We start from the raw sequence: 25,130 nt of genomic DNA, 5'->3' as shown, positions 1-25,130 counted from the left end.
ATGGACGTGCACCGCTTCCCCATGGCGCCCGGCGAAGCGCTGCTGCGCGCCGAGGGCGTCACGCTAGAGTACCGCAGCGGCGCGGCCACCGTGCGCGCCCTTGACAACGTCCAGCTTCGAGGTGCACCGGGGCGACCGCCTGGTGCTGCTGGGGCCGTCCGGCTGCGGCAAGTCGACCTTGCTCAAGGCGATCGCCGGCTTCATCATGCCGCGCGCCGGCAGCCTGACCCTGGACGGCCAGCCGATCCTGCGCCCCGGCCCGGACCGCTTCGTGGTGTTCCAGGAATTCGACCAGCTGCCGCCCTGGAAGTCGGTGTTGGGCAATGTCATGTTTCCTCTGCTGGCTGGCGGCGTGGCCAGGGCCGAGGCGCGGGCGCGCGCCCTGCACTGGATTAACAAGGTCGGCCTGTCGCCGTTCGCCGACGCTTTTCCGCACACCTTGTCGGGCGGGATGAAGGCGCGCGTGGCGATTGCGCGGGCGCTGGCGATGCAGCCGGCCATCCTGCTGATGGACGAGCCGTGCGCCGCCCTCGACGCGCTCACGCGCCGCAGCATGCAGGAGCAATTGCAGACCTTGTGGGAAGAAATCCGCTTCACGATGCTGTTCGTCACCCATTCGATCGAAGATGCGCTGGTGGTGGGCAACCGCATCGTGCTGCTGTCGCCCCATCCGGGCCGCGTACGCGCCGAGCTGAACAGTCACCAGTTCGACCTGGGCAGCGCCGGCGGCGCGGCGTTCCAGGCGGCCACCCAGCGCATTCACCGCCGGCTGTTCGGCGACGATGCGCTGGCCGTGCAAGCGCTTGAGCCGGTGCCCGCATGAACGCCCGGCCGCTGCCGCCGATCCGCCCGGAATACGTGGTGCCTCTGGTACCGCCGGGCGCGCCGGCCTCAACCGTGATCGACGACGCGCCGCCCCCGCTGCGCCGTGCCTTGCAGCACACCTGGCTGCGCAAGTCGCTCTTGCTGCTGCTCCTGGCCGGCCTGTGGGAAGCGCTGGCGCGCTGGCAGGATAACGACCTGCTGCAGACGGCGCGCGCGTTCGCGGCCGGCATGCTGTCGGGCGAGTTGCCCGGCTACGTGGCGGCGTCGCTGGCGGTGCTGGTCCAGGGTTATGCGCTGGGCGTGGCCGGCGCGCTGGTGCTCACCTCGCTGGCGATCGGCAGCCGCGTCGGGCGCGACCTGCTGGAACCCTGACCGCGATGTTCAATCCGCTGCCGGCGATTGCGCTGCTTCCGCTGGCGCTGCTGTGGTTCGGCCTGGGCCGCGCCAGCCTGGTGTTCGTGCTGGTCCATTCGGTGATGTGGCCGCTGGCGCTGAACGCCTACGCCGGTTTCGGCAGCGTGCCGGAAACGCTGCGCATGGCCGGACGCAATGTTGGCTTGAATGGGGCGCCGCTGGTGTTCCAGGTGATGATTCCGGCGGCGCTGCCGGCCATTTTGTCGGGACTGAAAATCGGCTGGGCGTTCGCATGGCGCACCCTGATCGCGGCCGAGCTGGTGTTCGGGACGACCTCGGGCCAGGGCGGGCTCGGCTGGTACATCTTCCAGAGCCGCAACGAACTGTTCACCGACAAGGTGTTTGCCGGGCTGGCGGCGGTGATCGCCATCGGTTTGCTGGTCGAAGGGCTGGTGTTCCAGACCCTCGAACGCCTGACGGTGCGCCGCTGGGGCATGCAGCGCCAGGCGCTGGGCTCGCCTACATGACAATCTTGACCATCGGGTGGCCGTGCAGCGCGCGGTACAGGTCGTCGAGCTGGGTGCGGCTGGTGGCGCGCACGGTCACTGTCAGGCCGGTGTAATTGCCTTTCGGCGAAGGGCGCACTTCCATGCGGCCGATGTGAAACGTGGGGTCGAATTCGAGCACCACGTCGACGATGGTCGCCGCGAAATCCGCGTGCGTGGCGCCCATCACCTTGATCGGGAAGTCGCTCGGGTATTCGATAAGGGATTCAGTCGGGTCCATACACCATCCAGTTCTAAAAAATGACAACACAAATGACAACACAGCAGTATTCCGCGCAGGGGAACACCGGTTTCAGGCTCTTGGTGACATTGTAGCCAAAAAAAGGCCAGCACTTGGCTGGCCTTGAACTATTCCCTTGCGGGGAACAGGTGAGACTGGTACGGAGCCGGGCGGCTCAGCGAATATCTTGCTGCACGTTGTGGCGGCGGTCCTGGCGGTCCTGGCGTTCCTCGCGCGCGCGCTCGCGCTTGTCGGCCTGCTCGGCTTGCCGCTGTTGCTGCTGCTGCACTTGCTGCGGCTGCGGCTGTTGCGGCTGTTGCGCTTGCTGCTGCTGCGCCTGGCGTGCCGCGGCGGCAGCGGCAGCCGCCTCGCGCTGCTGGCGCTCGGCCTGCTGGCGGCGTTCATTGTCGGCGTCGCGCGCCTGGCGCTCCGCCTGCTGCTGGCGTTCGGCCTGCTGGCGGCGCGCATTGTCGGCATCGCGCTGCTGGCGCTCGGCTTGCTGGCGGCGCTCGTTGTCGCTCTCGCGCTGTTGCCGTTCCGCTTGCAGGCGGCGTTCGTGGTCGGCGTCGCGCTGCACCCGTTCGACCTGCAGGCGCAGGTTGGCGTCGCGCTGCTGACGGTCGGCCTGCTGGCGATTGTTGGCGTCGCGTTGCGCCTGCAGTTGCGCTTCGACGTCGCGCTGGCTCCGTTCATTGTCGAACGCTTGCTGGCGCTGGCTTTCGGCGCCGCGCAGGCGCTCCATGTCGGCTTCGCGCCGGCGCTCGGCCAGTTCGGCTTCGCGCTGGCGTTGCTGGCCCTCGGTGACGCGGCGGCTGTCCACCTCGACCTCGCGCAGGCGGCGCTCGTTGGCCAGGTCGCGCTCGCGCCGTTCGATTTCGGCTTCGCGCTGGCGGCGGTCGCGTTCGGCCAGGCTGCGCTGAGGCTCGCCCACCGTGAGCACCGGCGGCGCCGGATTGGTCATGACCGCGCGCGGCACTTGCGGCGGGGTGCGCACCAGACGCTCGTTGTCGGACGGGCGACCGTCGCGGCGGCTGAACGGCACCACCGGCTGGGCGCCGTTCGGCGGCACGGTGATCACGCGGCCCGGCCCATGACGGTCGGGACGGCCATCGCCATCGCGGTCGAAACGGTTGGACCAGTTGCCCTGCGGGCGCGGCGGCGCGCCGAACGGGACATTTTGCGTGGCCTGCGGCGTGAGCACGGGCCGCGGCGCGCGCGGCACCACGATCTGGCCACGGCCGTCGAACAGGTTCAGACCGACCACCGTCAGGCCGTCGCGCCGGCCCGGACGATAGTCGGGACGGGCATGGCGGTTGTGGTGGCGCAGGTGTTCCGGGCGCAGGTGGTAGCCCGGCACGTAGTTTTCGCCCGGATTGAGCGGATACCAGCCCTGCGCGGGCGCGGCGCGGCGCCCGCCGTTGTCGGTGAACGTGAGGTTCCAGTTATTGCCGCCGACCCAGCCCACCAGCGCCGGCGCCCACACCGGACGCCCGATGTTGCGGCCCGGCGCCCACGACCAGCGCTGCCTGACCATCACCCAGCGCCCGTAGTGCGAGGGGGCGTAGCCCCACGGCGCGTTGTCGACCCAGGTCCAGCCCCATGGCGCCAGATAGGTCCAGCGGCCGTCGCGGTACGGCACCCAGTCGGCGGCCACGCGGCGCGGGGTCCACAGGGGGCCGTAGTCGCTGTCCTCGCGCCACACGCCGTGCTGGTCGAGTTCTTCGTAGCCGGTCATTTCGCTGGTGACGTAGCGGTCGGACGTGGTGCGCACGTCGCGCTCGTCGCGCTGCAGGGCCCACTCGTCGAAGCCATCGCGTACCGCCAGCGCGGTGCGCACATCGTCCTCGTGCACGTCGACACGCTTGCCGGCGCGTACCGCCAGGCTGGAGCCGCCACCGTCGACCTGGGCCACGCCCTCGAACACCGACACGTTGGTAGTGTCGCGCACGCGTTCGGCATCGATGCGGATGCGGCCCACGTCCTTCATGCGGATCTGGCCTTGCGGCGTGGTGATTTCCAGGCCGCGCAGCACCTCGGCGTTGCGCACGCGGATGCTGGCGCTGCCGTAATGCAGGCGCAGGCGCACGGTGTCGTCGTCGAGCTCGACGACTTCGAGCGAGGAGTCGCTGTCGAGCCGCACCGAGGTCGACCCGATCCGGATTTCAGTGCGGCCGTCGCGCCCGGTGTTGATCTGGCTGCTTGAAGTCACCGGCCAGTTCACCAGCGCGGCCGTGGCTTCGTCGCCCACTTCGGAGCTGATATTGACCGCTCCCTGCGCCAAGGCGATGCGGCCCACGCGCGCGGGCGTATCGGCCAGCGCCAGCGTGGACAGGGCGGAAAACGCCAACAGCATCACGGTTTTACGGAAAGGAAAAGTCATACAAGCTCCAGGGGCGGACGAGGGACGTCGTCCACCTGTAACGCGCGAGAGCGCGGGCGGACGACACGGGTTACAAACAGTTGCACATTGTGCGCTACTGTTACCTGTTGAGCAACTCAGCTTTGGTTGCCGCGCTTCACGAAGAACAGGGCACCGCCGATGAACACCAGCACGGCGCCGAAAAAGCGGTTTTGCTTGCGCACCGCGCCGGCATCGCGGAAATAGTGCTGCATGGATGAGGCCAGGAAGGCATAGCCGTGCATGACGACGGTATCGATGACCAGCATGGTGGCGCCAAGAATGACCAGCTGCGGCAGCAGCGGCAGGGACTTCGAGATAAACGTCGGCAGCACCGCGACCATGAAAATGATGCCTTTGGGGTTGGTCGCATTGGTCAGGAAGCCCGTCAGCGCCCGCTTTTGCCAGGATGGATGAGCCAGCAAGGGCGCGCCGGCGTGGCCGGTGCTGGCCGGCACCGGGGCGCGCCACTGCTGCACGCCGAGGTACATCAGATAGAGCGCGCCGATGATCTTGACGATATTGAACGCCAGTTCCGACGCCAGCAGCAGCGAACCGACCCCGGCGCCGGCGATGGCGAACACCAGCAGCAAGCCGCATTGCAGGCCGGCCACGGTGGCACTGGCTTTGCGCAAGCCATAGGCCAGGCCATGCGACATCGACAGCACGGCGCCCGAACCGGGCGAAATGGCGATCAGCGAACCGGCGATGACGAAGGCAATCCAGGTGGCAAGCGGCATGGGAATGTGGTGCGCAGTAAAGGGGGACCAGCAGGATACAACAAGATACGGGGCGATGCAGAAGGATGCGGCAGGATGCAAAAGAAGGGGAAACACGCGGCAGCTGAAGCGGCGAAGCCGGTCTGGGACCGACGCCGCCGCTTCAGGCCGCGCACAGAGTCGCTTACTTCTTCTTCGGGTTGACCGCAGCCTTCAGGGTTGCGCCAGCCGAAAACTTAGGCGACTTCGACGCAGCGATCTTGATCGCTTCGCCAGTCGATGGATTGCGGCCCTTGCGCGCAGCGCGCTTGGCAACGGAGAACGTACCGAAACCGGTGATACCAACCGTGTCGCCTTTTTTCAGACGCTCGGTGATGATATCGATGATCGTGTTCACCGCGCTGTTGGCAGCTGCGCCGGACATTTCTGTACGCTTCGCAAATTCCGCAATCAGTTCGCCTTTTTTCATAAAAATCCTCCCGTGTTAAAAGAGCGGGAAGATTAGCATAATTATTGCCTAGTGTAATAAATTCCGAAGAGTACGCGCAAAAGTAACCCCCGCTGTGACTGGATCACGACGATATCGGGGGCTATCGTGCGCGGCCCGAAAAGCGCCGCGCGGGGGTGTGCGCGATGCGCATCGGCGCATGCTGCGCGCGTGCGGCGGCAGACAGCGGGCGGGCCGGCGGCGGCGCCGGCGCGCTTACTCGGCCAATGCCGGCTCGGGGCGCGCCTGCGGCAGGCGGGTGCGCAGGGCGGCGTTGATCAGGGTCTGGTAGCCCTTGCCGCTCTGCTCGGAGAGCGAGCGGAACTGCTGCAATACCTCGTCGTCGAGGTAGATGGTGATGCGCGTCTTGCGCTTGACCGGGCGGCCGGCGGTGTTGGCGGTGTTCGAAAAATCGTACTCGGATTTCATGGTTGCCTCGCTTTACATCGTATGGTTGGCTTGCGTGCGTGGAATCGATCAGGGCAGGCCCGGATTGCGTGGATAATTGCCGGGCCTTGCACTGATTTCACTATACGTACATGACACGGCGACAACGGCCGGAAAGCGACGAGTTGCAGATTCCGGGGGGTGAAACGCAAAAAGCCGGGCTGAACGGACTCGGGTTAAGATGCTCCCTTTCGACCAACTTTGGAGCAGGACAGATGGCTGCAAGCAGTTTACTGGCATTAATCGACGATATCGCGACCATCCTCGATGATGTCGCGGTGATGAGCAAAGTGGCGGCCAAGAAGACCGCCGGGGTGCTCGGCGACGATCTGGCGCTCAATGCCCAGCAGGTCACGGGGGTGAAAGCGGACCGCGAATTGCCGGTGGTATGGGCGGTCGCAAAGGGCTCCTTCCTGAACAAGGCGATCCTGGTGCCGGCCGCGCTGGCCATCAGCGCCTTCCTGCCGCAGGCCATCACGCCGCTGCTGATGATCGGCGGAGCCTACCTGTGCTTCGAGGGCTTCGAGAAGATCGCCCACAAATACCTGCACAGCCCGGCCGAGGACGCGGCGCACCACGACCAGCTGGTCAAGGCGCTCAGCGACGAGTCGGTCGACCTGGTCGCGCTCGAGAAAGAGAAGATCAAGGGCGCGGTGCGCACCGACTTCATTTTGTCGGCCGAGATCATCGTCATCTCGCTCGGCACGGTCGAAAAGGCGCCGTTCGGGCAGCAGGTGGCGGTCCTGACCACGATCGCCATCGTGATGACAGTGGGCGTGTACGGCCTGGTGGCCGGGATCGTCAAGCTGGATGACGCCGGCCTGTACCTGAGCGAGCGCGCCAACGGCGCCGCGCGCGCCTTCGGCCGCCTGCTGCTGTCCGCCGCGCCCAAGCTGATGAAGACCCTGTCGGTGGTCGGCACGGCGGCCATGTTCATGGTCGGCGGCGGCATCCTGGAGCACGGCATCGGCGCGCTGCACCACCTGGTCGAGGACGCCGCCACGGCGGCCGGCGCGGTGGCCGGCATCGGCCCGGTGCTCAAGGCGATTGTCCCGACCCTGATCGACGCCATCATCGGCCTGATCGCCGGCGCCCTGGTGCTGGGCGTGGTCATGGGCGCCAAGCGCCTGTTCAAAGGCAAGCAGGCCAGCGGCCACGCTTGATCGTTGTCATGCGGCGGCCGTTCTGGCCGCCGCTACCGTCCGCCCGTCCAGGGTTGCCGTGTTTCTTACGCGGAACTGACGAAACTATCCAAACTGTTGTTATCAGATCTGCATAAGCTCCTTCCGAATTGACTTTGTCATATCTTCGTCTCAGTATGGTCCGGCAAGATTTCCGCTATTCACATGACTGAGTTGATAGGTTGAGTTAAAAGAAAATTAATATTTCACCAAGGGAGCAGGTATGCAGACAACATTCGCACCAAAGAAGCACGTATTGGCATTATCGATTGCAGCGCTGTTCGCCACCGGCGCGGCAATCGCCCAGGACGCAGCACCGAATGACACTTCAAATACCGTGGTCGTGACCGGCACGCGCGTAGCCAACCGCACCGCGCTCGACACCGCCTCCCCGGTCGACATCATCTCGGCCGAATCGCTCAAGAATTCCGGCACCACCGAAATCAACCAGGCCCTGGCCGTGGCCCTGCCGTCGCTGAACTTTCCGCGTCCGGGCCTGGCCGACGGCACCGACACCATCCGCCCCGCCACCCTGCGCGGCATGGCGCCCGACCAGACGCTGGTGCTGGTGAACTCGAAACGGCGCCACGCATCGTCCCTGGTGAACGTGAACGGCACCATCGGGCGCGGCTCGGCCGCCGTCGACCTGAACACGATCCCGACCGCAATCGTCAAGAATATCGAAGTGCTGCGCGATGGCGCGGCCGCCCAGTACGGGTCGGACGCGATTTCCGGCGTGGTCAACCTGCGCCTGCGCAGCAACCGCGACGGCGGCGAAGCGACCGTCAACTACGGCGCGCGCCTGACCGAATACGATTTCCTGACCGGCCCGGCCCCGGCCAACGCCACCTGGCAGGCCCAGAACTCGCGCAAGCGCACCGACGGCCAGACCGCCACGGTGAGCATGTGGAAGGGCCTGGCGCTGGGCGAAACCGGCTACCTGACCATCGCCGGCGAATTCAAGGACCAGAAGCACACCGAACGCAGCGGCTACGACATGCGCCAGCAGTACGCGCTGGTGGGCGGCGCGTACGATCCGCGCGAAAACACCATCAACCGCTTCAACACCTGGTACGGCGAGCCGGAAATGAAGCAGTCGACCGTGTTCGCGAATGCCGGCGACACGCTCGGCAACGGCGTCAAGGTCTACGGCTGGGCCAGCTACCAGAAGCGCGAAGCCAGTTCGGCCGGCTTCTTCCGCTGGTCCAACGATCCGCGCAACATTCCATCGATCTACCCGGACGGCTTCATGCCGATCATTTCGCCGGTGGTCGACGACTTCGCCGCCACCGGTGGCGCCAGCTGGAGCATGGGCGACTGGGAAATGGATACCTCGCTCGGCTACGGCAAGAACAAGATGGCCTTCACCATCGAAAACACCCTGAACCGCTCGATCGGCCCGAGCAGCAAGACCTCGTTCGACGCCGGCGGCTTCGAATACGACCAGCTGGTGTTCAACCTGACCGGGGTGCGCTCGGTAGCGCTGGCGGCCCTGTCGTCGCCGCTGAACGTGGCGGTCGGCGCCGAGGCGCGCCGCGAAGGCTACAGCCTGTTCGCCGGCGAGCCCGATTCCTACCGCTTCGGCGGCCAGCTGCTGCCGAACGGCCAGCCGACCGCGCCGGGCGCGCAAGTGTTTTCGGGCTTCCGTCCGCAGAATGAATCGGATACGCACCGCACCGCCATCGGCGCCTTTGTCGACCTGGAAGCGAACATCACCCCGTCGCTGCTGACCTCGGTGGCGATCCGCGGCGAGCATTATTCGGACTTCGGCGACAGCCTGGCCGGCAAACTGGCGGCCCGCTACGACTTCAGCAAGGCGTTCGCCCTGCGCGCCTCGGTGCAAAACGGGTTCCGCGCGCCCTCGCCCCAGCAGCAGAACTTCACCTCGACGGCGACCAACTTCATCACCGGCGTGCCGTTCGAGATCACCACCTTCCGCCCGACCGATTCGGTGGCCGTCGCCCTCGGCGCCAAGCCGCTCGACGCCGAGAAATCGGTCAACGCCTCGCTCGGCGCCGTGATGCGCCTGGGCGGCGCCAACGTCACCATCGACGCTTACCGCATCAAGGTGCGCGACCGCATCGTGCTGTCGGAAAACCTCACGTCCGCCGATGTGCGCAATTTCCTGACCAAGCAGGGTTTCATCGGCGTGGGCGGCGGGCGCTTCTTCATCAACGGCGTCGATACCACCACCGATGGCGTGGACGTGGTGGTGAACTGGGCGGCCAACGGCGGCGCGGCCGGCAAGTTCGACTTCACGGTGGCGGGCAACTTCACCAAGACCGACGTGACCAAGGTCCCGGCCACGGCGCAACTGGCGGCGCTGCCGACGCCAACCCCGCTGTTCGACCGGCTCAACGTGCTGTCGCTGGAACAGGGCCAGCCGAAGAACAAGTTCAACGCCAGCACCAACTGGAAACTCGGCCAGATGGGCGCCACCCTGCGCGCCACCCGCTACGGCAAGGTGCTCTCGCCGAACGCCTCGCCGGCGCTGGACGTGACCCTGGGCGCGAAAACCGTGATCGACCTCGAAGGGCGTTATGCGGTGACCTCGAAAGTGAACCTGGCGTTCGGTGCGGAAAACCTGTTCGACAAGTATCCTGAATCGGTCGGCAATGCGCTCAATCCGAGCGGCAATGCGCCATTCCCGAACTACGCCGCGTTCGGGCGTGGCGGGCGCTTCGTGTACGCGCGCGCCACATACGCGTTCTGATCGGCGCGTAAGCTACAAGCCGCCGTTGCCGCCCATGCGGGAACGGCGGCGCAGCCGTGAGGCCGCCAGGCCATCGCGCACACTCCATCCGAGTGAGGCGATGGCCAGTCCGCTCAAGATCCAGCTGGCCCAGCCATGGTCCACGCGCACCAGTGCCGGCGGCAACGCCGCCCACGCCAGCAACTGCTGCCCCAGCAGCGCAATGATGATCCCCAGGTTGACGAACAGCACCACGTGCGCCGCGCGTTCGGTCGGCGGCAGCGTGCGGATATCCACCTCCAGCACCTGGTCGACCGTCGAGATCGCCAATTCCAGCACCAGCAGCGCGCCGATGGCCAGCGCGAACACGCCATGCCACTCGAACCATGCAAGCGCACCGAACAGCGCGGCGAACACCAGTTCGCGCGCGCTGTGCAGGCGCTGCTCGCGCGCCGCCCCGCGCCGGCGCGGCACTTTGGCGATCAGCTCGTGATTGATCAACACATCGAGCGCGCCAATGACGCCGTGGCCGATGAGCGCGAGCAGAAAACCCGCTATCATCCCGACTCCGGTGCAGGCTAGCCGCGCCGGATCAGCAAGGCGCCCGCCGCCAGGCCCAGCCCGAAGGCGCCGTAGACCAGCGCCAGCGAGGGCTGCGACAGGCGTTTTTCGTAGCCGGGCTTGAGGCGCTCGGGCGTCATCTGGTAATCGACGAAGCAGGCCACGGCCGAGGCGGCGGCGGCCGCTTGCAAGGTGGCGACCGGATCTTTCCTGTCGAGCTGGCGGCCCATCAGGCGCTCGAACAGCACGGCCCAGAAAGTCGCGCTGGCATGGTGGATCAGGTAGCCGGTCAGGGTGTAGCGCAGCGAAGGACCGTCGCGCCGCGCGGCCTTCTCGCCCCAGATCCAATGGCTGATGGCATTGGTCGGGCCGAAGCTGCTGCCATCGGTTGCCTTGCCCAGAGCGGCCAGGGCGGCGCTCGAAAGCAGGCTGGCGGTGGCCCCCGAGACGAGGCCGCGTTGGGTTGCAGATTTCCAGGTATCCATGAATGTCCTCGTGGAATTAAATGAACGTGTTGGTATAGGCTCTATTGGTATGAATGGTAAGGAGGTCGGATGCGCATTTTGCTGACAGGAGCGAGCGGGTTTATCGGCAGGCATCTGCTGAACGTGTTGCTTGCCGAGGGTTATTACGTGGTGGCGGCCGTGCGCAAGCCGCCCGCCGCCACGCGTGCGCGCCTGCGCTATATCGAAGCCGACTTCGTCAAGGATACCGATAAATCGGTCTGGCTGGCGCGCCTGGACGGCATCGATGTTGTGATCAACACGGTGGGCATTTTTCGCGAGCACGGCAAGCAAACCTTCGCCACGGTTCACAGCGATACGCCGCGCGCGCTGTTTGCCGCCTGCGTCGAGTCGGACGACGTGCGCATGGTGCTGCAGCTGTCCGCGCTGGGCGCTGACCAGCAGGCCGAGAGCGCCTATCACCTGAGCAAGAAAGCGGCCGACGATTACCTGGCGCTGCTGCCGCTGCGTTCGGCCATCCTGCAGCCGTCCCTGGTGTACGGCAAGGACGGGGTCAGCGCGCGCGTGTTCCGCACCCTGGCCAGCATGCCCTTGTGCGCCCGTTTCGGCAGCGCGCCGCAACTGGTGCAGCCGATCCACGTGGACGACGTGGTCAGCGCCATCGCCAGCCTGATCCGGCGCCCGCTGCCGGTCGGCCCGGGCGGCGCCACGGCCCAGCGCATCGCCCTGGTCGGCCCGGCCGCCTTGCCGTTCACCGATTATCTGGCGGCGTTGCGCAGCAGCATGGGCCTGGGCAAGCTGCGCGTGCTGCGCTTGCCGGCCTGGTGCGGCAGCGCGCTGGCCGGGCTGGCGCGCCTGCTGCCGGGCAGCCTGCTCAACCGCGATGCCCTGCGCATGCTCGACCGCGGCAGCAGCGCCGATTCCGGCATGACGGTGCGCCTGATCGGCCGCCTGCCGCGCCCGGTCAGCAGCTTCATCGACGACCCCGCCGCCGAGCGCATGCAGGCCAAGCTGCACTGGCTCATGCCGGTGCTGCGCGTTTCCATCGCGGCGGTGTGGATTGCCACGGCGGCGGTCTCGGCCGGGCTGTATCCGGTCGAACAGAGCTACCAGTTGCTCGAACGCACAGGTGTGCCGCCCGCGCTGGCGCCGCTGATGCTGTACGGTGCTTGCGCGCTCGACCTGCTGATCGGCATCGGCATCCTGACCCTGAAACGGCGGCGCTGGCTGTGGGGCGCGCAACTGCTGCTGATCGGTTTCTATACGCTGGTGATCGCGTTCAAGCTGCCCGAATTCCTGCTCCATCCCTACGGTCCGCTGACCAAGAACCTGCCCATGCTGGCCGCGATCTGGCTCCTGTTTGAACTTGATGAGGAAAAATAATGGACTACATGATCGTCAAATGGCTGCACATCCTGTCATCGACCTTTTTGTTCGGCACCGGCATCGGCTCGGCCTTCTACATGCTGTTCACCAGCCTGAGCCGCGACGTGCGCGCCATTGCCGTAGTCAGCCGCCACGTGGTGCTGGCCGACTGGATTTTTACCACCACCACCATCATCGTCCAGCCGGTGACCGGCCTGTACATGATCCATCTGGCCGGCTATCCCTTGACCAGCGCCTGGATTGCGTGGTCGTTCGCCCTGTATTTCTTTGCCGGCGCCTGCTGGCTGCCGGTGGTATGGATGCAGCTGCGCATGCGCGACATGGCCCAGGTGGCCGCGCGCGACGGCACCGAGCTGCCGCCCCTGTACTGGCGCTACCTGCGCTTCTGGGTGCTGCTGGGGATTCCAGCCTTCTTCGCGCTGGTCATCATCTTCTGGCTGATGGTGGCTAAACCCGTATGAGCGCGCCCATGACCCCTTACGCCAATTTCTCGGGCGACTCCGGCGTGCAGGCTTACCGCATCGGTGCGCGCCAGATCGCCGTGCAGTTCGCCGGCGGCGCGGTGTATGTCTACACCCATGCCAGCGCCGGGCGCGAGCACGTGGAGCACATGAAGCTGCTGGCGCAGGCGGGGCAGGGCCTGGCGACCTACATCAGCGAGCACGCGCACGACGCCTACGCCAGCAAGCAGCCTTAAAAGCCCGGCAACGGCGCTGGCAACGATGCTGGCAACTGCACCCGGAAGCAGCAGCCTCCCGGCTCGCCCGCCAGGCAGCGCACCTCGCCGCCATGATGGCGCGCGATCTGGCGCACGAGACTGAGGCCCAAACCGACGCCGCCGGCCGACTCGCTCGCGCCCGGTACGCGGTAAAACGGCTCGAAGATGCGTTCGCGCTCCGCCTCGGGCACGCCGGGACCGCTGTCGCACACGTCGAGCACGATCGCTCCCTTGTCGTGCAGGCGCAGGCTGGCGTGCACGCCCGAGCCGGCGCCGTAGCGGCCCGCGTTTTCCAGCAGATTGCGCACCAGGCGCCGCAGCAGGCGCGCGTCGCCCGGCAGGGTCAGCGCCGCCGCGTCGAAGCTTGCTCCCACCCGCGTGCACTCCTCGGCCACGATGGCGGCCAGGTCGGCCTGCTCGTCGCTGCGCGCCAGCTCGGCGGTGGCGTCGAGCCGGCTGGCCAGCAGGACTTCATCGATCAGCTGGTCCAGTTCACCGATATTGCGCGTGAGTTCGTCGCGAATCGCCGGCGCCGCCTGGTCCTGCATCAGTTCGACCGCCATGCGGATCCGCGCCAGCGGCGAGCGCAGTTCGTGCGAGGCGTTCGCCAGCAGGTTTTTCTGCGCGCCGACCAGCGCCTCGATGCGCGCCGCCGCCTGGTTGAAGCTGGTGGCCAGACGCGCCACTTCATCCTTGCCTTCGACCGCGACGCGCGTGCCGAGCTGGCCGCCGCCCCAGGTTTCCACGCTCTCCTGCAAGCGTTCGAGGCGCCGCGTGAGGCGCCGCACCGCCGGATAGGCGGCCACCGCCACCACCAGCGCGATCAGCACCAGCATCGCCAGCAGGCCGAGCGGGGCGCGCTTGCCGTAAGCGCGCTGGCCGACCAGCCAGCGGCCGTCCGGCAATTGCAAGGTAAACACCGCCATCGGTCCGAACAGCTTGGCGCCGCGCCGGGCCTTGGCCAGCGGCGGCAAGGGCTCGCCGGCGGCCGCGACCGGCTCGCCGGCGCTCGTGTACAGCGCCAGGTCGGTGTGCAGGCGCTTGGCCCAGCGGGTTAGCGCGGCTTGCTGCTGCGCACTTGACGCGCTGGCGGGCGGCAGCACGCTGGAGGCCAGCTCGGCGATGGCTTCGTTGCCCGAGTTCAGGTGTTCCGGATCGTAGAGCCAGTGCGCCAGCCCGAACAGGCAGGCCGCCAGTCCCAGGCTGACCAGCAGCGCACCGTAAATGCGCAGGTACAGGCGGTGCGCCATCGAAAAACGCTGTCCGCGCGCTGCGCCGTCCGCGCGCACCGCCTTGCGCTCGCGCCTATGCATCCTGGACCTTGGCGAACACATAGCCGGCGCCGCGCACGGTGATGATGCGCCGCGGGTGCTTGGGATCGTCCTCGATGGCCTGGCGCAGGCGTCCGATATGCACATCGATCGAGCGGTCGAACGGTTCCAGCGACTCGCCCTTGACAGCGTCGATCAGGTGTTCGCGCGACAGCACGCGCCCGGCGCGCTCGGCCAGCGCCAGCAGCAGGTCGAACTGGTAGGCCGTCAGGCTGCGCGCCTGGCCATCGATGCTCACCTTGCGCGCGCCGGTGTCGATCGCCAGGCGCCCGAACTGGCGCACGCTGGTCTCGGCCTCGGCCAGCTGGGGCCGGCGCAGCACGGCGCGCAGGCGCGCCAGCAGTTCGCGCGGCTCGAACGGCTTGGGCAGGTAGTCGTCGGCGCCCAGTTCCAACCCCACCACGCGGTCGAGCGGGTCGCCCTTGGCGGTGAGCATGACGATCGGCACCGAGGCCAGCGGCGCGCCCAGGGCGCGGATGCGGCGGCACACTTCCAGGCCGTCGGCGTCGGGCAGCATCAGGTCGAGCAGCACCAGCGCCGGCGCGGTCGACTGCAGCTCGGCCAGCCCGGCGGCGGCCGTGGTGGCGTGCGCCACCGTGTAACCGTTCTGGCCAAGATAGGTGACGACCATGCCGGCCAGGCGAACGTCGTCTTCGATCATCAAAATGCGCGGAAGCATGCTGGAGGTGACTTGTCGTCCACAGTGTCGGAAGGCCCAAGGATACATGGCTCGGTGGATTCAGGGCAGGCGGTCATTGCATGCGTTTTTTCATGTGCGCGGCGAAGCGCACGCGCTGCTCGGGGGTGAGCACGTCGGCCGCGTCCGCCACCGCTTCCAGGATGCGCTTGCTGACATGGTCGAGCCGCTGCACTTCGTCCACGCGCAGCTGTTCCAGGGCGACCCGGTCGATGGTCGGGGCCGATAACAGCGTGCGCGCCTTCTCGCGGCTGGCCTTGTGCTCGCGGTGCATCGGTTGCACGTCGGCGAAGGCGGCTTTGGCGACGGCGGACAGGCGCGCTTTTTGCTCGGCCGTGCCGTCGCTCAGGAGATGCTCGACCATCCTGTCGATGTGCTTGGCGGCGTCGGCCGGGTCCATGGCGGCGAGATGGCCGCGGTGGCCGTGCATGCCGCGCCCTTCGCCGGCAAAGCTGGCGCCGGCCAGGGACATGGCGCCGGCGGCCAGCCCGAGGGCGGCGCCGACCAGCCAGCGGCGGCCGCGCCGCTTGGGGCCATGCTCGCCGTCAGGGTGGCCGTGGTGATGGTGCGGATGTGGGTGGGAATGCTTATGCGGATTCATGGGCTGCCTTTCGTGAGTGCAAGACCAGGGTGGGCTCGCAGGGTTCCACTGTAGGCGGCGTCCCTGTCTGCTTCGTGTGCGGCTGGTAAAGTTTTGTAAAGCGGGCGCTTGTGTATCTTCGACGTTTCCAATATTATGGAAATATCGAACATGGAGTAAACGATGGAAAACAAAAACGCACTGGCGGCGCTGTCCGCGCTGGCCCAGGAATCGCGGCTGGCGGTATTCCGGCTGCTGATCGAAGCGGGGCCGGGCGGCATGTCGCCGGGACAGATCGGCGAGCGGCTCGGCATTGCGCCATCGTCGCTATCGTTCCACCTCAAGGAACTGAGCCACGCCGGACTGATCGCACCGACCCAGAGCGGGCGCTACCTGATCTACGCGGCCCATATGCCGACCATGCAGGCGCTGATCGATTTTCTCACCGAAAACTGCTGCGGCGGCAATCCTTGCGGGCCGGACAGCGGCCCCATGCTGGCATGACGCTGGCGCGCCGCCTGGTGGCGGAAGGGCTGGGCAGCGCCTTCCTGCTGGCGATCGTAGTCGGTTCCGGCATCATGGCCGAGCGCCTGGCGGGCGCCAACGTGGCGCTGGCGCTGCTGGCCAATGCCATCGCGACCGGGGCCGGGCTGGTGGCGCTGATCCTCACCTTCGGCGCGGTGTCGGGTGCGCATTTCAATCCGCTGGTGAGCCTGTCGGCGGCCTGGCAAGGGCAGTTGCCGGCGAGCCAGCTCGTGCCCTACATCGCGGCGCAGCTGGCCGGCGCGCTGGCGGGCGTGATGGCCGCGCATGCGATGTTCGAGCTGCCGCTGCTGTCGGCGTCGCTGCATGTGCGCACCGGGCCGTCCCAGTGGTGGAGCGAATTCGTGGCCAGTTTCGGCTTGCTGGGCGTCATTATCGGCTGCTCGCGCACCCGCCCCGGAGCCACGCCATTTGCCGTGGCCGCCTACATCACGGCCGCTTACTGGTTCACCGCGTCGACTTCGTTCGCCAATCCGGCGGTGACGCTGGCGCGCGCGGCCAGCGACACCTTTGCCGGCATCCGGCCGTGGGACACGCCGGGCTTCATCCTCGCCCAACTGGCGGGCGCGGGCGCAGCCACGCTGCTGTTCTGCTGGCTCTACCGGCCGACGCCGGCTACCCCTTCCGATTGACTTCATTCACTTCAAGAAAATGCCAATGAAAAACGTCCTGTTCCTCTGCACCGGCAACTCGTGCCGCTCGATTCTGGCCGAAGCGACCTTCAATCATCTGGCCCCGGCCGGCTGGCATGCGGTCAGCGCCGGCAGCAAGCCGGCTGGCGAAGTGCATCCGCGCTCGCTGGCCCTGCTGGCGCGCGAAGGCATTGCCAGCGAGGGGTATCACAGCAAGTCGTGGGACAAGCTGCCGGTCGTGCCCGACATCGTCATCACGGTCTGCGGCAGCGCGGCCGGGGAAACCTGCCCCGCCTACCTGGGCCAAGTGCTGCGCGCGCACTGGGGCGTGGAAGACCCGGCCCATGCCAGCGGCACCGACGCGCAGATCGACGCCAGCTTCATGCACGCGTATGCCACCTTGCGCGCGCGCATCGAGGCGCTGTTCGCGCTGCCGGCGGCCACCCTGGATGGCGCGCCCGAGGCCCTGAAACGCGAACTTGACCGGATCGGTACGATGCACAAATAACCGGCAGTCGGGAACTCTACCGTAGTAACAAATTGTTACGTCTTGCCATTCAGTTAAAAAAGCTGGAGGTGCGATGGCGAACAGTGTTGCCTAATAAGTAGGCATACCCTGAAGACAAGTAAGTTAATACGGGCAGCACATGAAATACCGGGGGAAGCAAGAACGCAAGGCCTACGGCATGTCCCGCATGGTCAAGGCGATCGACCGCGCCATCGACTCATCGTCCGACGAGGAGAAGGCGCGGGCGGCGCGGTGGGCCTCGGCGTGGGGGGCGATCAGCGGGATTCATTCGCGCGGCATCCGTCTGCGCCGCACCGACCTGTTCAAGCAGCTGCCGCGCAGAAAGACCACCTCGAACGCCTGACGGGTGCGGCAGCGCTGTTACACGCGCCCCAACTCCTCCATCACCACCCGCGTTGCGGCGGCCAGAATCTCGCTGTTGGCCTTGGCGTCCTGCGCCGCCTGCGTGTAGTACAGCGCCAGCACGACCGGCGCGCCCTTGGGCGGGAAGACAATGCCGATATCGTTGCTCGAACCGTAAGCGCCGGTGCCCGTCTTGTCCGCCACTGCCCAGCCGGCCGGTACGCCCGCGCGGATGCGTGTCGCGCCGGTCGTGTTGCCGCGCATCCATGCCTGCAGCAAGTCGCGTTGGGCCGGCGGCAAGCCGTCATCGAGCGCCACGCGGCGCAGCAGGGTCGCCATCGCCTCCGGGGTGGTGGTGTCGCGCGGATCGCCCGGAATTGCCGAGTTGAGCTCGGTTTCCCAGCGGTCCAGCCGGAACGTGGTATCGCCCACGCTGCGTGCGAACGCCGTGACGCCCGCCGGGCCGCCGATGAGTTTCATCAGCAGGTTGGCCGCCGCGTTGTCGCTGTACTGGATGGTGGCCTCGCACAGCTCGGCCACCGTCATGCCCTTGTCCAGCTCTTGCTCGGTGATCGGGGAATACGTCACCAGATCGGCCTTGGTGTAGCGGATGCGCTGTTCCAGCAAGCCCGGCACGTTCTTGCCGTGCGCCAGGATGGCGGCCGAGGCGATGGCCTTGAAGGTGCTGCACATCGGAAAACGCTCGCCGGCGCGATGTCCCAGCTGCCGGCCGTTGCCGGTATCGACCGCCGCCACGCCCAGACGTCCGCCGGCGGCCTTTTCCAGCGCGGCCAGGCGCGCTGGCGTGACGACGACCGGGCCGGACGGTAGAGCGCAGCCCGCGAGCAGGGGAGCGCAGGCGCCCGCTACGAGCAAGGTCCGGCGGCGTGGGGAAAAGGGGAGCGAAGAGGTCATAGTGGCTTCCAGTTGTGGGGTGGACGGGATAGTGTTGTAGAGCCGCCATTCTCCACGATGCCTTGTCCCATCTCAACCATTGTCTTGTGGAAATATGGTCTTCTGTCGATATCCCCTCTCCGCTTGCGCACGGTGCGCAGGGCGCCGCCGGGCTGTCCACAGAAAAGGAAACTCCCGATGAAATCCGAATCGTTCCGCCTCACTATTTTCCACAAGCTGGTGATCACCTTGCTGGCGGTGTCGCTCATTCCGCTGCTCTGCGTCTGGTACGCGGGCAGCAGCCAGGCGCGCTCCGACGCGACAGCGACCAGTTCGCAGCACCTGATGATGACCGCCAGCGGCATCGCCACCGGCATCAACGGCTGGGACGAAGCGAACGTGCGCGCGCTGCGCCAGACCGCCAAGCTCGACGACATCCGCAGCATGGAGCCGGCACGCCAGACACCGATCCTGCGCGCCATGGGCGAGAGCTACGAATGGGCCTTCGTGGTCTTCACGATCGAACCGACCGGCGAGAATATCGCGCGCAGCGACGACAAGCCGCTGACCCGCTTCGGCGAACGCAGCTATTTTCAGTCGGCCATGAAGGGCGAGATATCGAGCCGCCAGGTGCTGATCAGCAAGTCGACCGGCCGTCCCGCCCTGACCTTGGCCGTGCCGATCCGCAATGCCATGGGCGGCACGGTCGGCGTGCTGGCCATGGCCATGAAGCTGGACGATATTTCGCGGGTCATCAAGGACACCCGCATCGGCGAAACCGGCTACGCGATCCTGCTCGACGCCGATAACAAGGTGATCGCCTCGGGCCGGCCCGACCAGGCCACCGACGCGGTGCAGGACATGAGCAATTATCCGGCCCTGAAGGTCGATGGCATCGCCGAGCAGCCGACCGTGTATGCGTCGGGCGAGAAGCGCGTGGTCGGCTACGCCCGCAAGTTGCCGCAAGGCTGGACCTTGCTGGTGGAACAGGATTACGCCGAAGCCTACGCCGCGCTGGAACGCATCGAAACCGGTGCGCGCGCGCTGATCCTGCTGACCGCCGTGCTGGTGGTGGGCGTGGCCGCCTTCCTGGCCAAACAGTTGACGATGCCGATCAACCAGCTGATCATGGTGGCGGAACAGCTGAGCAAGGGCGAGTTTACGGAAACCATTCCGGGCACCATGCGGGGCGATGAGATCGGCTCGCTGGCGCGCGCCATCGAACGGCTGGGCATCAGCATCCAGATGGCCATCAGCCGGCTGAGCCGCAGAGCATGACGCACCCAAGGGGAATGCCATGACACACCAGGAGCTGATGCCGTTCGGCGGCATCGTGGAGCAGTTGCGGCATTTCCGCGACCAGGGCCGCACCGGCACCGCGTTCATCGTCAGCGACGACAACCGCATGGCCCAGGTGCACATGAACAGCGGCAATATCGTCATGCTGCTGTGCCGCGGGCATCGCGGGGAAGCGGCGGTGGCGGCGATGCGCACCATGCTGCGCGCCAGCGTGCGCTTCGACGACAGTTATGTGGCGAAGCAGACGGGCACCGGGGTGGCCGGGGTCAACCTGATGGACTTGCTCAACGATCCGGCGCCGCTGCGCGCACCGGCGCGGGTGGGGCCGCATCCGACCCGTCCGCGTCCGGCGCCGGCCGAGTTTGCGCGCGAGGACCTGCACAAGCTCGAACGCATGCTGGCCGGGCACATCGGGCCGATGGCGACCATCGTCTGCGCCGAACATGCCAGCGAGGCGAGCGACCTGCGCACGCTGGTGATGGCGCTGGCGGCCGATATTCCGGACAAGAAGCAGGCCGCCGATTTCCGGCTCGATGCCGGGCGCGCCGTGGGGCTGGGGGCGGTTTAGGGGGGTGGGGAGGGCGCGGTTTTCCGACCAGCGGCCAGTCCGACCAGCAGCAGGCCGCCGGCCACCATCAGGAAAGCGCTCCCGAAGGACTGCATGGTCCAGGCAAATTTCCACCATATGCCGCCAGCTCCGCCCACCATCAGGCCGACGTAGGCAAGTATCCTGCGCCAAAGGGGCAAGCCGGCAAAGAGCTCGGTTAGGTTCACGCTGTCGGACGAAGTGGGCGGCGCTGCTTCAGCGGCGTCGGCCCGGGCAGCGCGTTTCAGCAAAATATCTTTGCCGCGCGCGACCGCGGCAAAGCCGCAGGCGGTACAGGTATCGCGCGCGGCGCTATTGCTGCGTCTGCAGACGTGGCATTGCCACTCGTAAGCTTGCATGGTCCGACATCCATAAGTGAATGCGACGCAGTGTAGCACCGGCCCTCTTCACATTCGGCACATTCCCACCGCACAGGCACTTGCTACGCTCGTGGTCCGACAAAGTTTCCCTGAAACGCCATGATCGACCAATACGGCGGTGCGGCTGCCTTTCAAGTCCGCGCTACCGTATCACATGCTCAGTGATTCCGTTCGCGCAGCGCTGTGGTTCTGCGGCGCGATCCTGCCGCTGATTTCGCTCGCGGTCGTGCACGTCGGCTATGTGGGGGGCAGCATGCCGCTACCGGGCACCATGCTGATCCACGCGTTCCTGATTACCAGCATCCCGCTCGCCAATGCGCTGCCGCTGCGTGCAATGATGAGCGAGCGGCCTTCGCTGCCGCGCCCGCTGGCGTTGCTGCACGGTTTCGCAGCGACCGTCAGCACCGTCTACACCATCGTCTTCCTGCCGCTGATTCCGTTCACCATGGCCGTAATCCTGAGTTACGGCATCTTCTTGCTGCTGGTGCTCGCACCGCTGCTGTCGCTGATCGCGCTGCTGGCCGGGCGCCGCCTGTTCGGCGACATGATGCGGGAGGCCGGCGCGGCGCAGATGCCGTCCGCGTGGCCCGGTGTGCTGCTGGCGATGGTCATCATTGCCGCCATCGAGTTACCGGCCGCCGTGACGCTGATCGGCATGCGCATGGCGAACAGCAGCGTGCATGCCACCAGGGCCGACGGCGTGCGCCTGCTGCGCCACTTGGGCAACGGGAAAATGATAGCAAGCATGTGCAAATGGCAGGACACCAGCGTCACGGACCTGAGCGGCCTGATCCTAACGATAGGCAACCCGATCAAGCGGACGCAAGCGTGCCCCGTCTCGTAGGCTTGCATGGTTTGTCATCGTGTCATTGCTGCGCGGTAGCGTATTATCGGCCCACTTCACATTCAGCACATTCCCACCGCACACGCGCTTGTTACGCTCGTGGTCCGTCAAGTTTCCATTGGAATGCCATGATCGATCTGTACGACTCCGCAAGCCCCACCGTCGCGTCAGCGCCGCCCCACGCAGTGCGTTCTCATCTGCGCGCAGCGATCTGGTTCGCCGGCGTGATCCTGCCGCTGATCGCGCTCGCTGCCCTGTTCGTCGGCCTGCGCTGGGAAGGCGCTGTCCTGTCGCTCACCCTGAAGGTCTACATCGTCTTCATTGCCAGCGTCCCGCTGGCCAATGCCATGCTGATACGCGCGGTCGATAGCGAGCGGCTCGAGCTGTCGCGTCCGCTGGCGCTGCTGCACGGATTTGCGACCGGGATCAGCGCCATCTTCGCTATCTTGTTTCTGCCGCTCACACCGGCAGGCGTGCTGGGCCTTGTCGTCTTCGGCATCGGCCTGCTGCTGCTCGCGCCGCTGCTGGCGCTGGTCGCGGCGCTGGCCGTGCGGCGCGTGCTCGCCGGCCGCCTGCTGCACGGCGGCGGCGCGGCGCTGCCCTCCGCGTGGCCAGGCGCGCTGCTGGCGCTGGCCATCGTCGGCGCCATGGAACTGCCGTCCGTCGTCACGCGGGTCGGCATGCGCATGGCTTCCGACAAGGCACACGCCACCAGCACGAACGGCCTACGCCTGCTGCGCTACCTCGGCAACGAAAAAATCATGCAGCGCATGTGCTCCGGAGAGAGCGGCTTCCCCACCGACCTGACCAGCATCGTGCTGACCAGGCGCGGCGCGACCAGCGCCGAGGAAGCACGCGCCGTCTACTACCGCCTCACCGGCACCGCGTTCAGCGCCGTGCCGGTTGCCTCCGGGCGAGCCGCGCACGCCGCTGATGGCGCTGACGGCCCGCAGGCCGGACAAGAAACAGGCCGCTGATTTCCGGCTCCAGCAGCGCAACAGCGGCCCACTTCACACTCAGCACATTCGCACTGCACACTCGCTTGTTACGCTCATGGTCTGTTAAGTTTCCTTTGGAACGCCATGACCGATCATCACGAGTCCGTAAGCCCCACTCCCACGCCGCACCAAGCAGTGCGCTTTTCCGTTCGCGCAGCGATCTGGTTCGCCGGCGTGATCCTGCCGGTGATTGCAGTTACGGTCCTGCTCATCGGCGTGTTCTGGGCGCAGATGATCCATCTGCTCACCTTGTCCGCGCACCTGGTCTTGATAGCCAGCGTCCCGCTGGCCAATGCCCAGCTGATGATCACCCTCAAGAGCGGGCAGCCTGCGCTGTCACGTCCACTGGCGCTGCTGCACGGCTTTGCGATCGGGATCAGCGCCTTCTTCACCGTGCTGTTCCTTCCGGTCACGCTGGGCGCCGTGCTGTTCCTGCCGGTTACGCTGGGCGGCGTGGCCATGATCATCTACTTCGGCATCGGCTTGCTGCTGCTCGCACCGCTGCTGTCGCTGGTGGCGGCACTGGCCGCGCGCCGCTTGCTCGGCCGCCGCTTGCTCGGCCGCCGCTTGCTCGGCCGCCGCCTGCTGGAGACGGGCCGCGCGCCGCTGCCCTCCGCCTGGCCCGGCGCCCTGCTGGCGCTGGCCATCGTCGGCGCAATGGAACTGCCGACCGCCGTCACGAGGCTCGGCATGCGCATGGCGAGCGACAAAGCACACGCCACCAGTGCGAACGGGATACGCCTGCTGCGCTACCTCGGCAACGAGGACATCATGCTGCGCCTGTGCTACGGAGATGGCAACGTCGGGCTCGACCTGACCAGCAGCATGCTGATGAAGGGCCCCGGGACCAGCGCCGAGGAAGCGCGCGCCGTTTACTACCGCCTCACCGGCACCCCGTTCAGCGACGTGGCGAACCTGCATCTGGCCAGTTCGCGCATCGATGGCACGCTCGATGCCCGTGCGGCACACGGGTCGCTTGAATGGACCATGGTGTTTCGCAAAGAGAAATACCATTGGAAGGAAGCGCGCGCGCAGGTCACGTTACCGGCCGGCGCCGTGGTCACCCGCGTCACACTCCGGGATGACAGCGGGGAGCACGAGGCGACAGTCGCCGGGGGCGCACAGGCACGCGCGGAGCACGAAAACGCAGACTGGTCCACCCGTCCGCCCATCCTGGTGACCACGGCTGGCAAGGACCGCATCATGCTCGAGCTGCGTCCGGATCAGAAGGGAAGCGCGCTCACTGTGCGCATTGCGATGACCGCGCCGCTGGTGCTCAACGAACCGGGCCTGGGCTATCTTCAGCTGCCCGCGTTCAGCGAACGCAATTTCGAGATCCCACCGGCCTGGCGCCACGCAGTATCGGTGGAATCGGCCAGCGCGCTGCAGGGTGCGCCCGGCATGCGCGAGGAGACCGGCACCACGCTGCCATTCGCGGTACGCGGCGACCTCGCCGAGCCACTGCCCGGTGTCGGCGCGGCCATCATCAGCGCCTTGCGCGCGCCGGCCGATACGCAGGCGTGGAGCTCCGACCCGACGGTGCAGAACGGGGCCATCGTGCAAACCATCAGCCAGAAAGCTGCCCGCATTCCACGCCGCGTGGCGCTGGTCATCGACGGTTCGATGGCGCTGGCGGCGCAACGGGAGCAGCTGGCGCGCGCCGCGACGTCCTTTCCGGGCAATGTGGAACTGGGCGTGATCGTGGCCGGTAACGAGGCGCCGCAGGTGTTCCTGCACGATCATTCCGAGTCGCTGGCCAGCGTGCGGCATCTGCAGGACATCACGTATGAAGAGGGTCACGACAACAGCGCGGCGCTGCTGATGGCGTGGGAATGGGCGGCGGCCAGCAGCGACGGCGCGGTGGTGTGGATCCACGGGCCGCAACCCATCATGCCGCGCTCGGCGAACGCGCTGCTGCAGCACTACCGGCAGCGCCCGGACCAGGTGCGCATATTTGCACTGGAAGCGGTCACCGGTCCCAACGTTCTGTGGGAAAGGATGGAAGACGTCGCCGCCCTGTCACGCGTGCCGCGCATCGGATCACTGCACGACGACCTGGTACGCCTGCTCAGTGGCTGGAAACCGGGGGCGCAGCAGATCGTGGCCGAACGCCGCGCCAGCACCGACCGGCAGCCGGCGCAGGAACAGACTTCGCCGCACCTGACACGCCTGTGGGCGGGCGAACGCGCCGCGCTGCTGCGCGCGATGAACGCCCTGGCCACGCCGCAGGAAGAAGAGCAATTGCGCGGCCTTGAGCAACTGCAGATGGAGAAGACCGACACGCCGGCACCCGGGGCGCAGCCGCAAGCGGTCACCGGCCAGAAAGCGGCGCAAGCGGCCGGCATGAGCATCGTGCCCGAACCGGAAACCGTGTTGATCACGGTCGTCGCACTGGCCGTGCTGGGATGGCGCATGCGCTTCCATCTGCGCACGCCGTATCCGGCTTCGCCCGAGTGA

General features: G+C 66.8%; 26 protein-coding genes and 2 pseudogenes. 16 read left to right on the top strand and 12 right to left on the bottom strand.

Annotation, left to right across the window (positions count from 1 at the left end):
* Window positions 1–823: pseudogene (locus RBA40_RS08740) on the top strand (ABC transporter ATP-binding protein).
* Window positions 820–1,706, top strand: a pseudogene (locus tag RBA40_RS08735) (ABC transporter permease). The pseudogenes RBA40_RS08740 and RBA40_RS08735 overlap by 4 nt, the downstream one beginning before the upstream one ends.
* Here RBA40_RS08735 and RBA40_RS08730 read toward each other — a convergent pair.
* The 5 genes from RBA40_RS08730 to RBA40_RS08710 all read right to left on the bottom strand — a co-directional run bounded on the left by RBA40_RS08730 (window position 1,699) and on the right by RBA40_RS08710 (window position 5,998).
* Window positions 1,699–1,965: a DUF493 family protein gene (locus tag RBA40_RS08730; RefSeq protein WP_306647556.1), complete on the bottom strand. Its 267-nt coding sequence runs from the start codon at window positions 1,963–1,965 to the stop codon at window positions 1,699–1,701. The pseudogene RBA40_RS08735 and the gene RBA40_RS08730 sit on opposite strands and share 8 nt — an antisense overlap.
* Window positions 1,966–2,140: 175 nt before the next feature.
* Entirely contained in the window at window positions 2,141–4,345 is a 2,205-nt protein-coding gene (locus RBA40_RS08725) for a DUF6600 domain-containing protein (RefSeq protein WP_306647555.1), read from the bottom strand.
* Window positions 4,346–4,461: 116 nt separating this feature from the next.
* Window positions 4,462–5,103, bottom strand: coding sequence for a LysE family transporter (locus RBA40_RS08720; RefSeq protein WP_306647554.1), 642 nt, complete (start codon window positions 5,101–5,103; stop codon window positions 4,462–4,464).
* Window positions 5,104–5,266: 163 nt separating this feature from the next.
* Window positions 5,267–5,551 (bottom strand): HU family DNA-binding protein, encoded by a 285-nt coding sequence (locus RBA40_RS08715; RefSeq protein WP_054265369.1) that lies wholly within the window; start codon window positions 5,549–5,551, stop codon window positions 5,267–5,269.
* A gap of 234 nt (window positions 5,552–5,785) precedes the next feature.
* The gene (locus RBA40_RS08710; RefSeq protein ID WP_306627683.1) at window positions 5,786–5,998 is read right to left on the bottom strand and encodes a BrnA antitoxin family protein; all 213 of its coding nucleotides are present in this window, start codon (window positions 5,996–5,998) and stop codon (window positions 5,786–5,788) included.
* A 233-nt stretch (window positions 5,999–6,231) separates the two neighbouring features.
* On the opposite strand from RBA40_RS08710, the gene RBA40_RS08705 reads away from it, so the two are divergent.
* Together RBA40_RS08705 and RBA40_RS08700 are read left to right on the top strand one after the other, a co-directional pair.
* Window positions 6,232–7,179, top strand: coding sequence for a DUF808 domain-containing protein (locus RBA40_RS08705; RefSeq protein ID WP_306647553.1), 948 nt, complete (start codon window positions 6,232–6,234; stop codon window positions 7,177–7,179).
* Between the two features lie 241 nt (window positions 7,180–7,420).
* Entirely contained in the window at window positions 7,421–9,910 is a 2,490-nt protein-coding gene (locus RBA40_RS08700) for a TonB-dependent receptor plug domain-containing protein (RefSeq protein WP_306647552.1), read from the top strand.
* A 12-nt stretch (window positions 9,911–9,922) separates the two neighbouring features.
* Here RBA40_RS08700 and RBA40_RS08695 read toward each other — a convergent pair whose 3' ends face one another.
* Entirely contained in the window at window positions 9,923–10,450 is a 528-nt protein-coding gene (locus RBA40_RS08695; RefSeq protein ID WP_306647551.1) for a hypothetical protein, read from the bottom strand.
* A gap of 17 nt (window positions 10,451–10,467) precedes the next feature.
* A complete protein-coding gene (locus RBA40_RS08690) occupies window positions 10,468–10,935 on the bottom strand; it encodes a hypothetical protein (protein ID WP_306647550.1) in 468 nt (155 codons plus the stop codon).
* Between the two features lie 69 nt (window positions 10,936–11,004).
* On the opposite strand from RBA40_RS08690, the gene RBA40_RS08685 reads away from it, so the two are divergent.
* The 3 genes from RBA40_RS08685 to RBA40_RS08675 are packed head-to-tail and all read left to right on the top strand — an operon-like array spanning window position 11,005 to window position 12,997.
* On the top strand, window positions 11,005–12,297 hold the full coding sequence (locus tag RBA40_RS08685) for an SDR family oxidoreductase (RefSeq protein WP_306647549.1): 1,293 nt from the start codon (window positions 11,005–11,007) through the stop codon (window positions 12,295–12,297).
* Window positions 12,297–12,761 (top strand): DUF2269 family protein, encoded by a 465-nt coding sequence (locus tag RBA40_RS08680; protein ID WP_306647548.1) that lies wholly within the window; start codon window positions 12,297–12,299, stop codon window positions 12,759–12,761. Before RBA40_RS08685 ends, RBA40_RS08680 begins: the two co-directional genes overlap by 1 nt.
* A gap of 8 nt (window positions 12,762–12,769) precedes the next feature.
* Entirely contained in the window at window positions 12,770–12,997 is a 228-nt protein-coding gene (locus RBA40_RS08675) for a hypothetical protein (RefSeq protein WP_306647547.1), read from the top strand.
* Here RBA40_RS08675 and RBA40_RS08670 read toward each other — a convergent pair.
* The 3 genes from RBA40_RS08670 to RBA40_RS08660 all read right to left on the bottom strand — a co-directional run bounded on the left by RBA40_RS08670 (window position 12,994) and on the right by RBA40_RS08660 (window position 15,647).
* Window positions 12,994–14,331 carry a HAMP domain-containing sensor histidine kinase gene (locus RBA40_RS08670; RefSeq protein WP_306647546.1) on the bottom strand — a complete coding sequence of 446 codons (1,338 nt, stop codon included), beginning with the start codon at window positions 14,329–14,331 and terminating at the stop codon, window positions 12,994–12,996. The genes RBA40_RS08675 and RBA40_RS08670 overlap by 4 nt on opposite strands.
* Entirely contained in the window at window positions 14,324–15,028 is a 705-nt protein-coding gene (locus RBA40_RS08665; protein ID WP_306647545.1) for a response regulator, read from the bottom strand. The genes RBA40_RS08670 and RBA40_RS08665 overlap by 8 nt, the downstream gene beginning before the upstream one ends.
* 73 nt (window positions 15,029–15,101) lie before the next feature.
* Window positions 15,102–15,647 carry a Spy/CpxP family protein refolding chaperone gene (locus RBA40_RS08660; RefSeq protein ID WP_306647544.1) on the bottom strand — a complete coding sequence of 182 codons (546 nt, stop codon included), beginning with the start codon at window positions 15,645–15,647 and terminating at the stop codon, window positions 15,102–15,104.
* Window positions 15,648–15,809: 162 nt separating this feature from the next.
* Between RBA40_RS08660 and RBA40_RS08655 the strand changes: the two genes are divergently transcribed.
* The 4 genes from RBA40_RS08655 to RBA40_RS08640 all read left to right on the top strand — a co-directional run bounded on the left by RBA40_RS08655 (window position 15,810) and on the right by RBA40_RS08640 (window position 17,673).
* Window positions 15,810–16,130 (top strand): ArsR/SmtB family transcription factor, encoded by a 321-nt coding sequence (locus RBA40_RS08655; RefSeq protein WP_099873183.1) that lies wholly within the window; start codon window positions 15,810–15,812, stop codon window positions 16,128–16,130.
* Window positions 16,127–16,801, top strand: coding sequence for an aquaporin (locus RBA40_RS08650; protein WP_306647543.1), 675 nt, complete (start codon window positions 16,127–16,129; stop codon window positions 16,799–16,801). Before RBA40_RS08655 ends, RBA40_RS08650 begins: the two co-directional genes overlap by 4 nt.
* A 25-nt stretch (window positions 16,802–16,826) precedes the next feature.
* Window positions 16,827–17,309, top strand: a complete 483-nt coding sequence (locus RBA40_RS08645) for an arsenate reductase ArsC (protein WP_306647542.1) — start codon at window positions 16,827–16,829, stop codon at window positions 17,307–17,309.
* Window positions 17,310–17,487: 178 nt separating this feature from the next.
* Window positions 17,488–17,673, top strand: coding sequence for a hypothetical protein (locus tag RBA40_RS08640; protein WP_306647541.1), 186 nt, complete (start codon window positions 17,488–17,490; stop codon window positions 17,671–17,673).
* 17 nt (window positions 17,674–17,690) lie between these two features.
* Here the strand turns inward: RBA40_RS08640 and bla are convergent, their stop codons facing one another.
* Entirely contained in the window at window positions 17,691–18,587 is an 897-nt protein-coding gene (bla, locus tag RBA40_RS08635; RefSeq protein ID WP_306647540.1) for a class A beta-lactamase, read from the bottom strand.
* Between the two features lie 177 nt (window positions 18,588–18,764).
* Here bla and RBA40_RS08630 point away from each other — a divergent pair, with 177 nt between their 5' ends.
* The gene (locus RBA40_RS08630) at window positions 18,765–19,844 is read left to right on the top strand and encodes a cache domain-containing protein (protein WP_306647539.1); all 1,080 of its coding nucleotides are present in this window, start codon (window positions 18,765–18,767) and stop codon (window positions 19,842–19,844) included.
* 19 nt (window positions 19,845–19,863) lie between these two features.
* Entirely contained in the window at window positions 19,864–20,433 is a 570-nt protein-coding gene (locus RBA40_RS08625) for a DUF8082 domain-containing protein (RefSeq protein WP_306647538.1), read from the top strand.
* Here the strand turns inward: RBA40_RS08625 and RBA40_RS08620 are convergent.
* On the bottom strand, window positions 20,430–20,810 hold the full coding sequence (locus RBA40_RS08620) for a zinc finger Ran-binding domain-containing protein (protein WP_306647537.1): 381 nt from the start codon (window positions 20,808–20,810) through the stop codon (window positions 20,430–20,432). The two genes, RBA40_RS08625 and RBA40_RS08620, sit on opposite strands and share 4 nt — an antisense overlap.
* A 175-nt stretch (window positions 20,811–20,985) precedes the next feature.
* On the opposite strand from RBA40_RS08620, the gene RBA40_RS08615 reads away from it, so the two are divergent.
* The 3 genes from RBA40_RS08615 to RBA40_RS08605 all read left to right on the top strand — a co-directional run bounded on the left by RBA40_RS08615 (window position 20,986) and on the right by RBA40_RS08605 (window position 25,130).
* Window positions 20,986–21,675 carry a hypothetical protein gene (locus RBA40_RS08615; RefSeq protein ID WP_306647536.1) on the top strand — a complete coding sequence of 230 codons (690 nt, stop codon included), beginning with the start codon at window positions 20,986–20,988 and terminating at the stop codon, window positions 21,673–21,675.
* 128 nt (window positions 21,676–21,803) lie between these two features.
* Window positions 21,804–22,652: a hypothetical protein gene (locus RBA40_RS08610; protein WP_306647535.1), complete on the top strand. Its 849-nt coding sequence runs from the start codon at window positions 21,804–21,806 to the stop codon at window positions 22,650–22,652.
* Between the two features lie 105 nt (window positions 22,653–22,757).
* Window positions 22,758–25,130, top strand: coding sequence for a hypothetical protein (locus RBA40_RS08605; RefSeq protein WP_306647534.1), 2,373 nt, complete (start codon window positions 22,758–22,760; stop codon window positions 25,128–25,130).

Source organism: Massilia pseudoviolaceinigra, assembly GCF_030846505.1.
GTDB classification, from domain to species: Bacteria; Pseudomonadota; Gammaproteobacteria; order Burkholderiales; family Burkholderiaceae_D; genus Telluria_A; species Telluria_A violaceinigra.
Note: the sequence above shows the minus strand (reverse complement) of the source record. Positions and strands in the feature narration are given on the sequence as shown.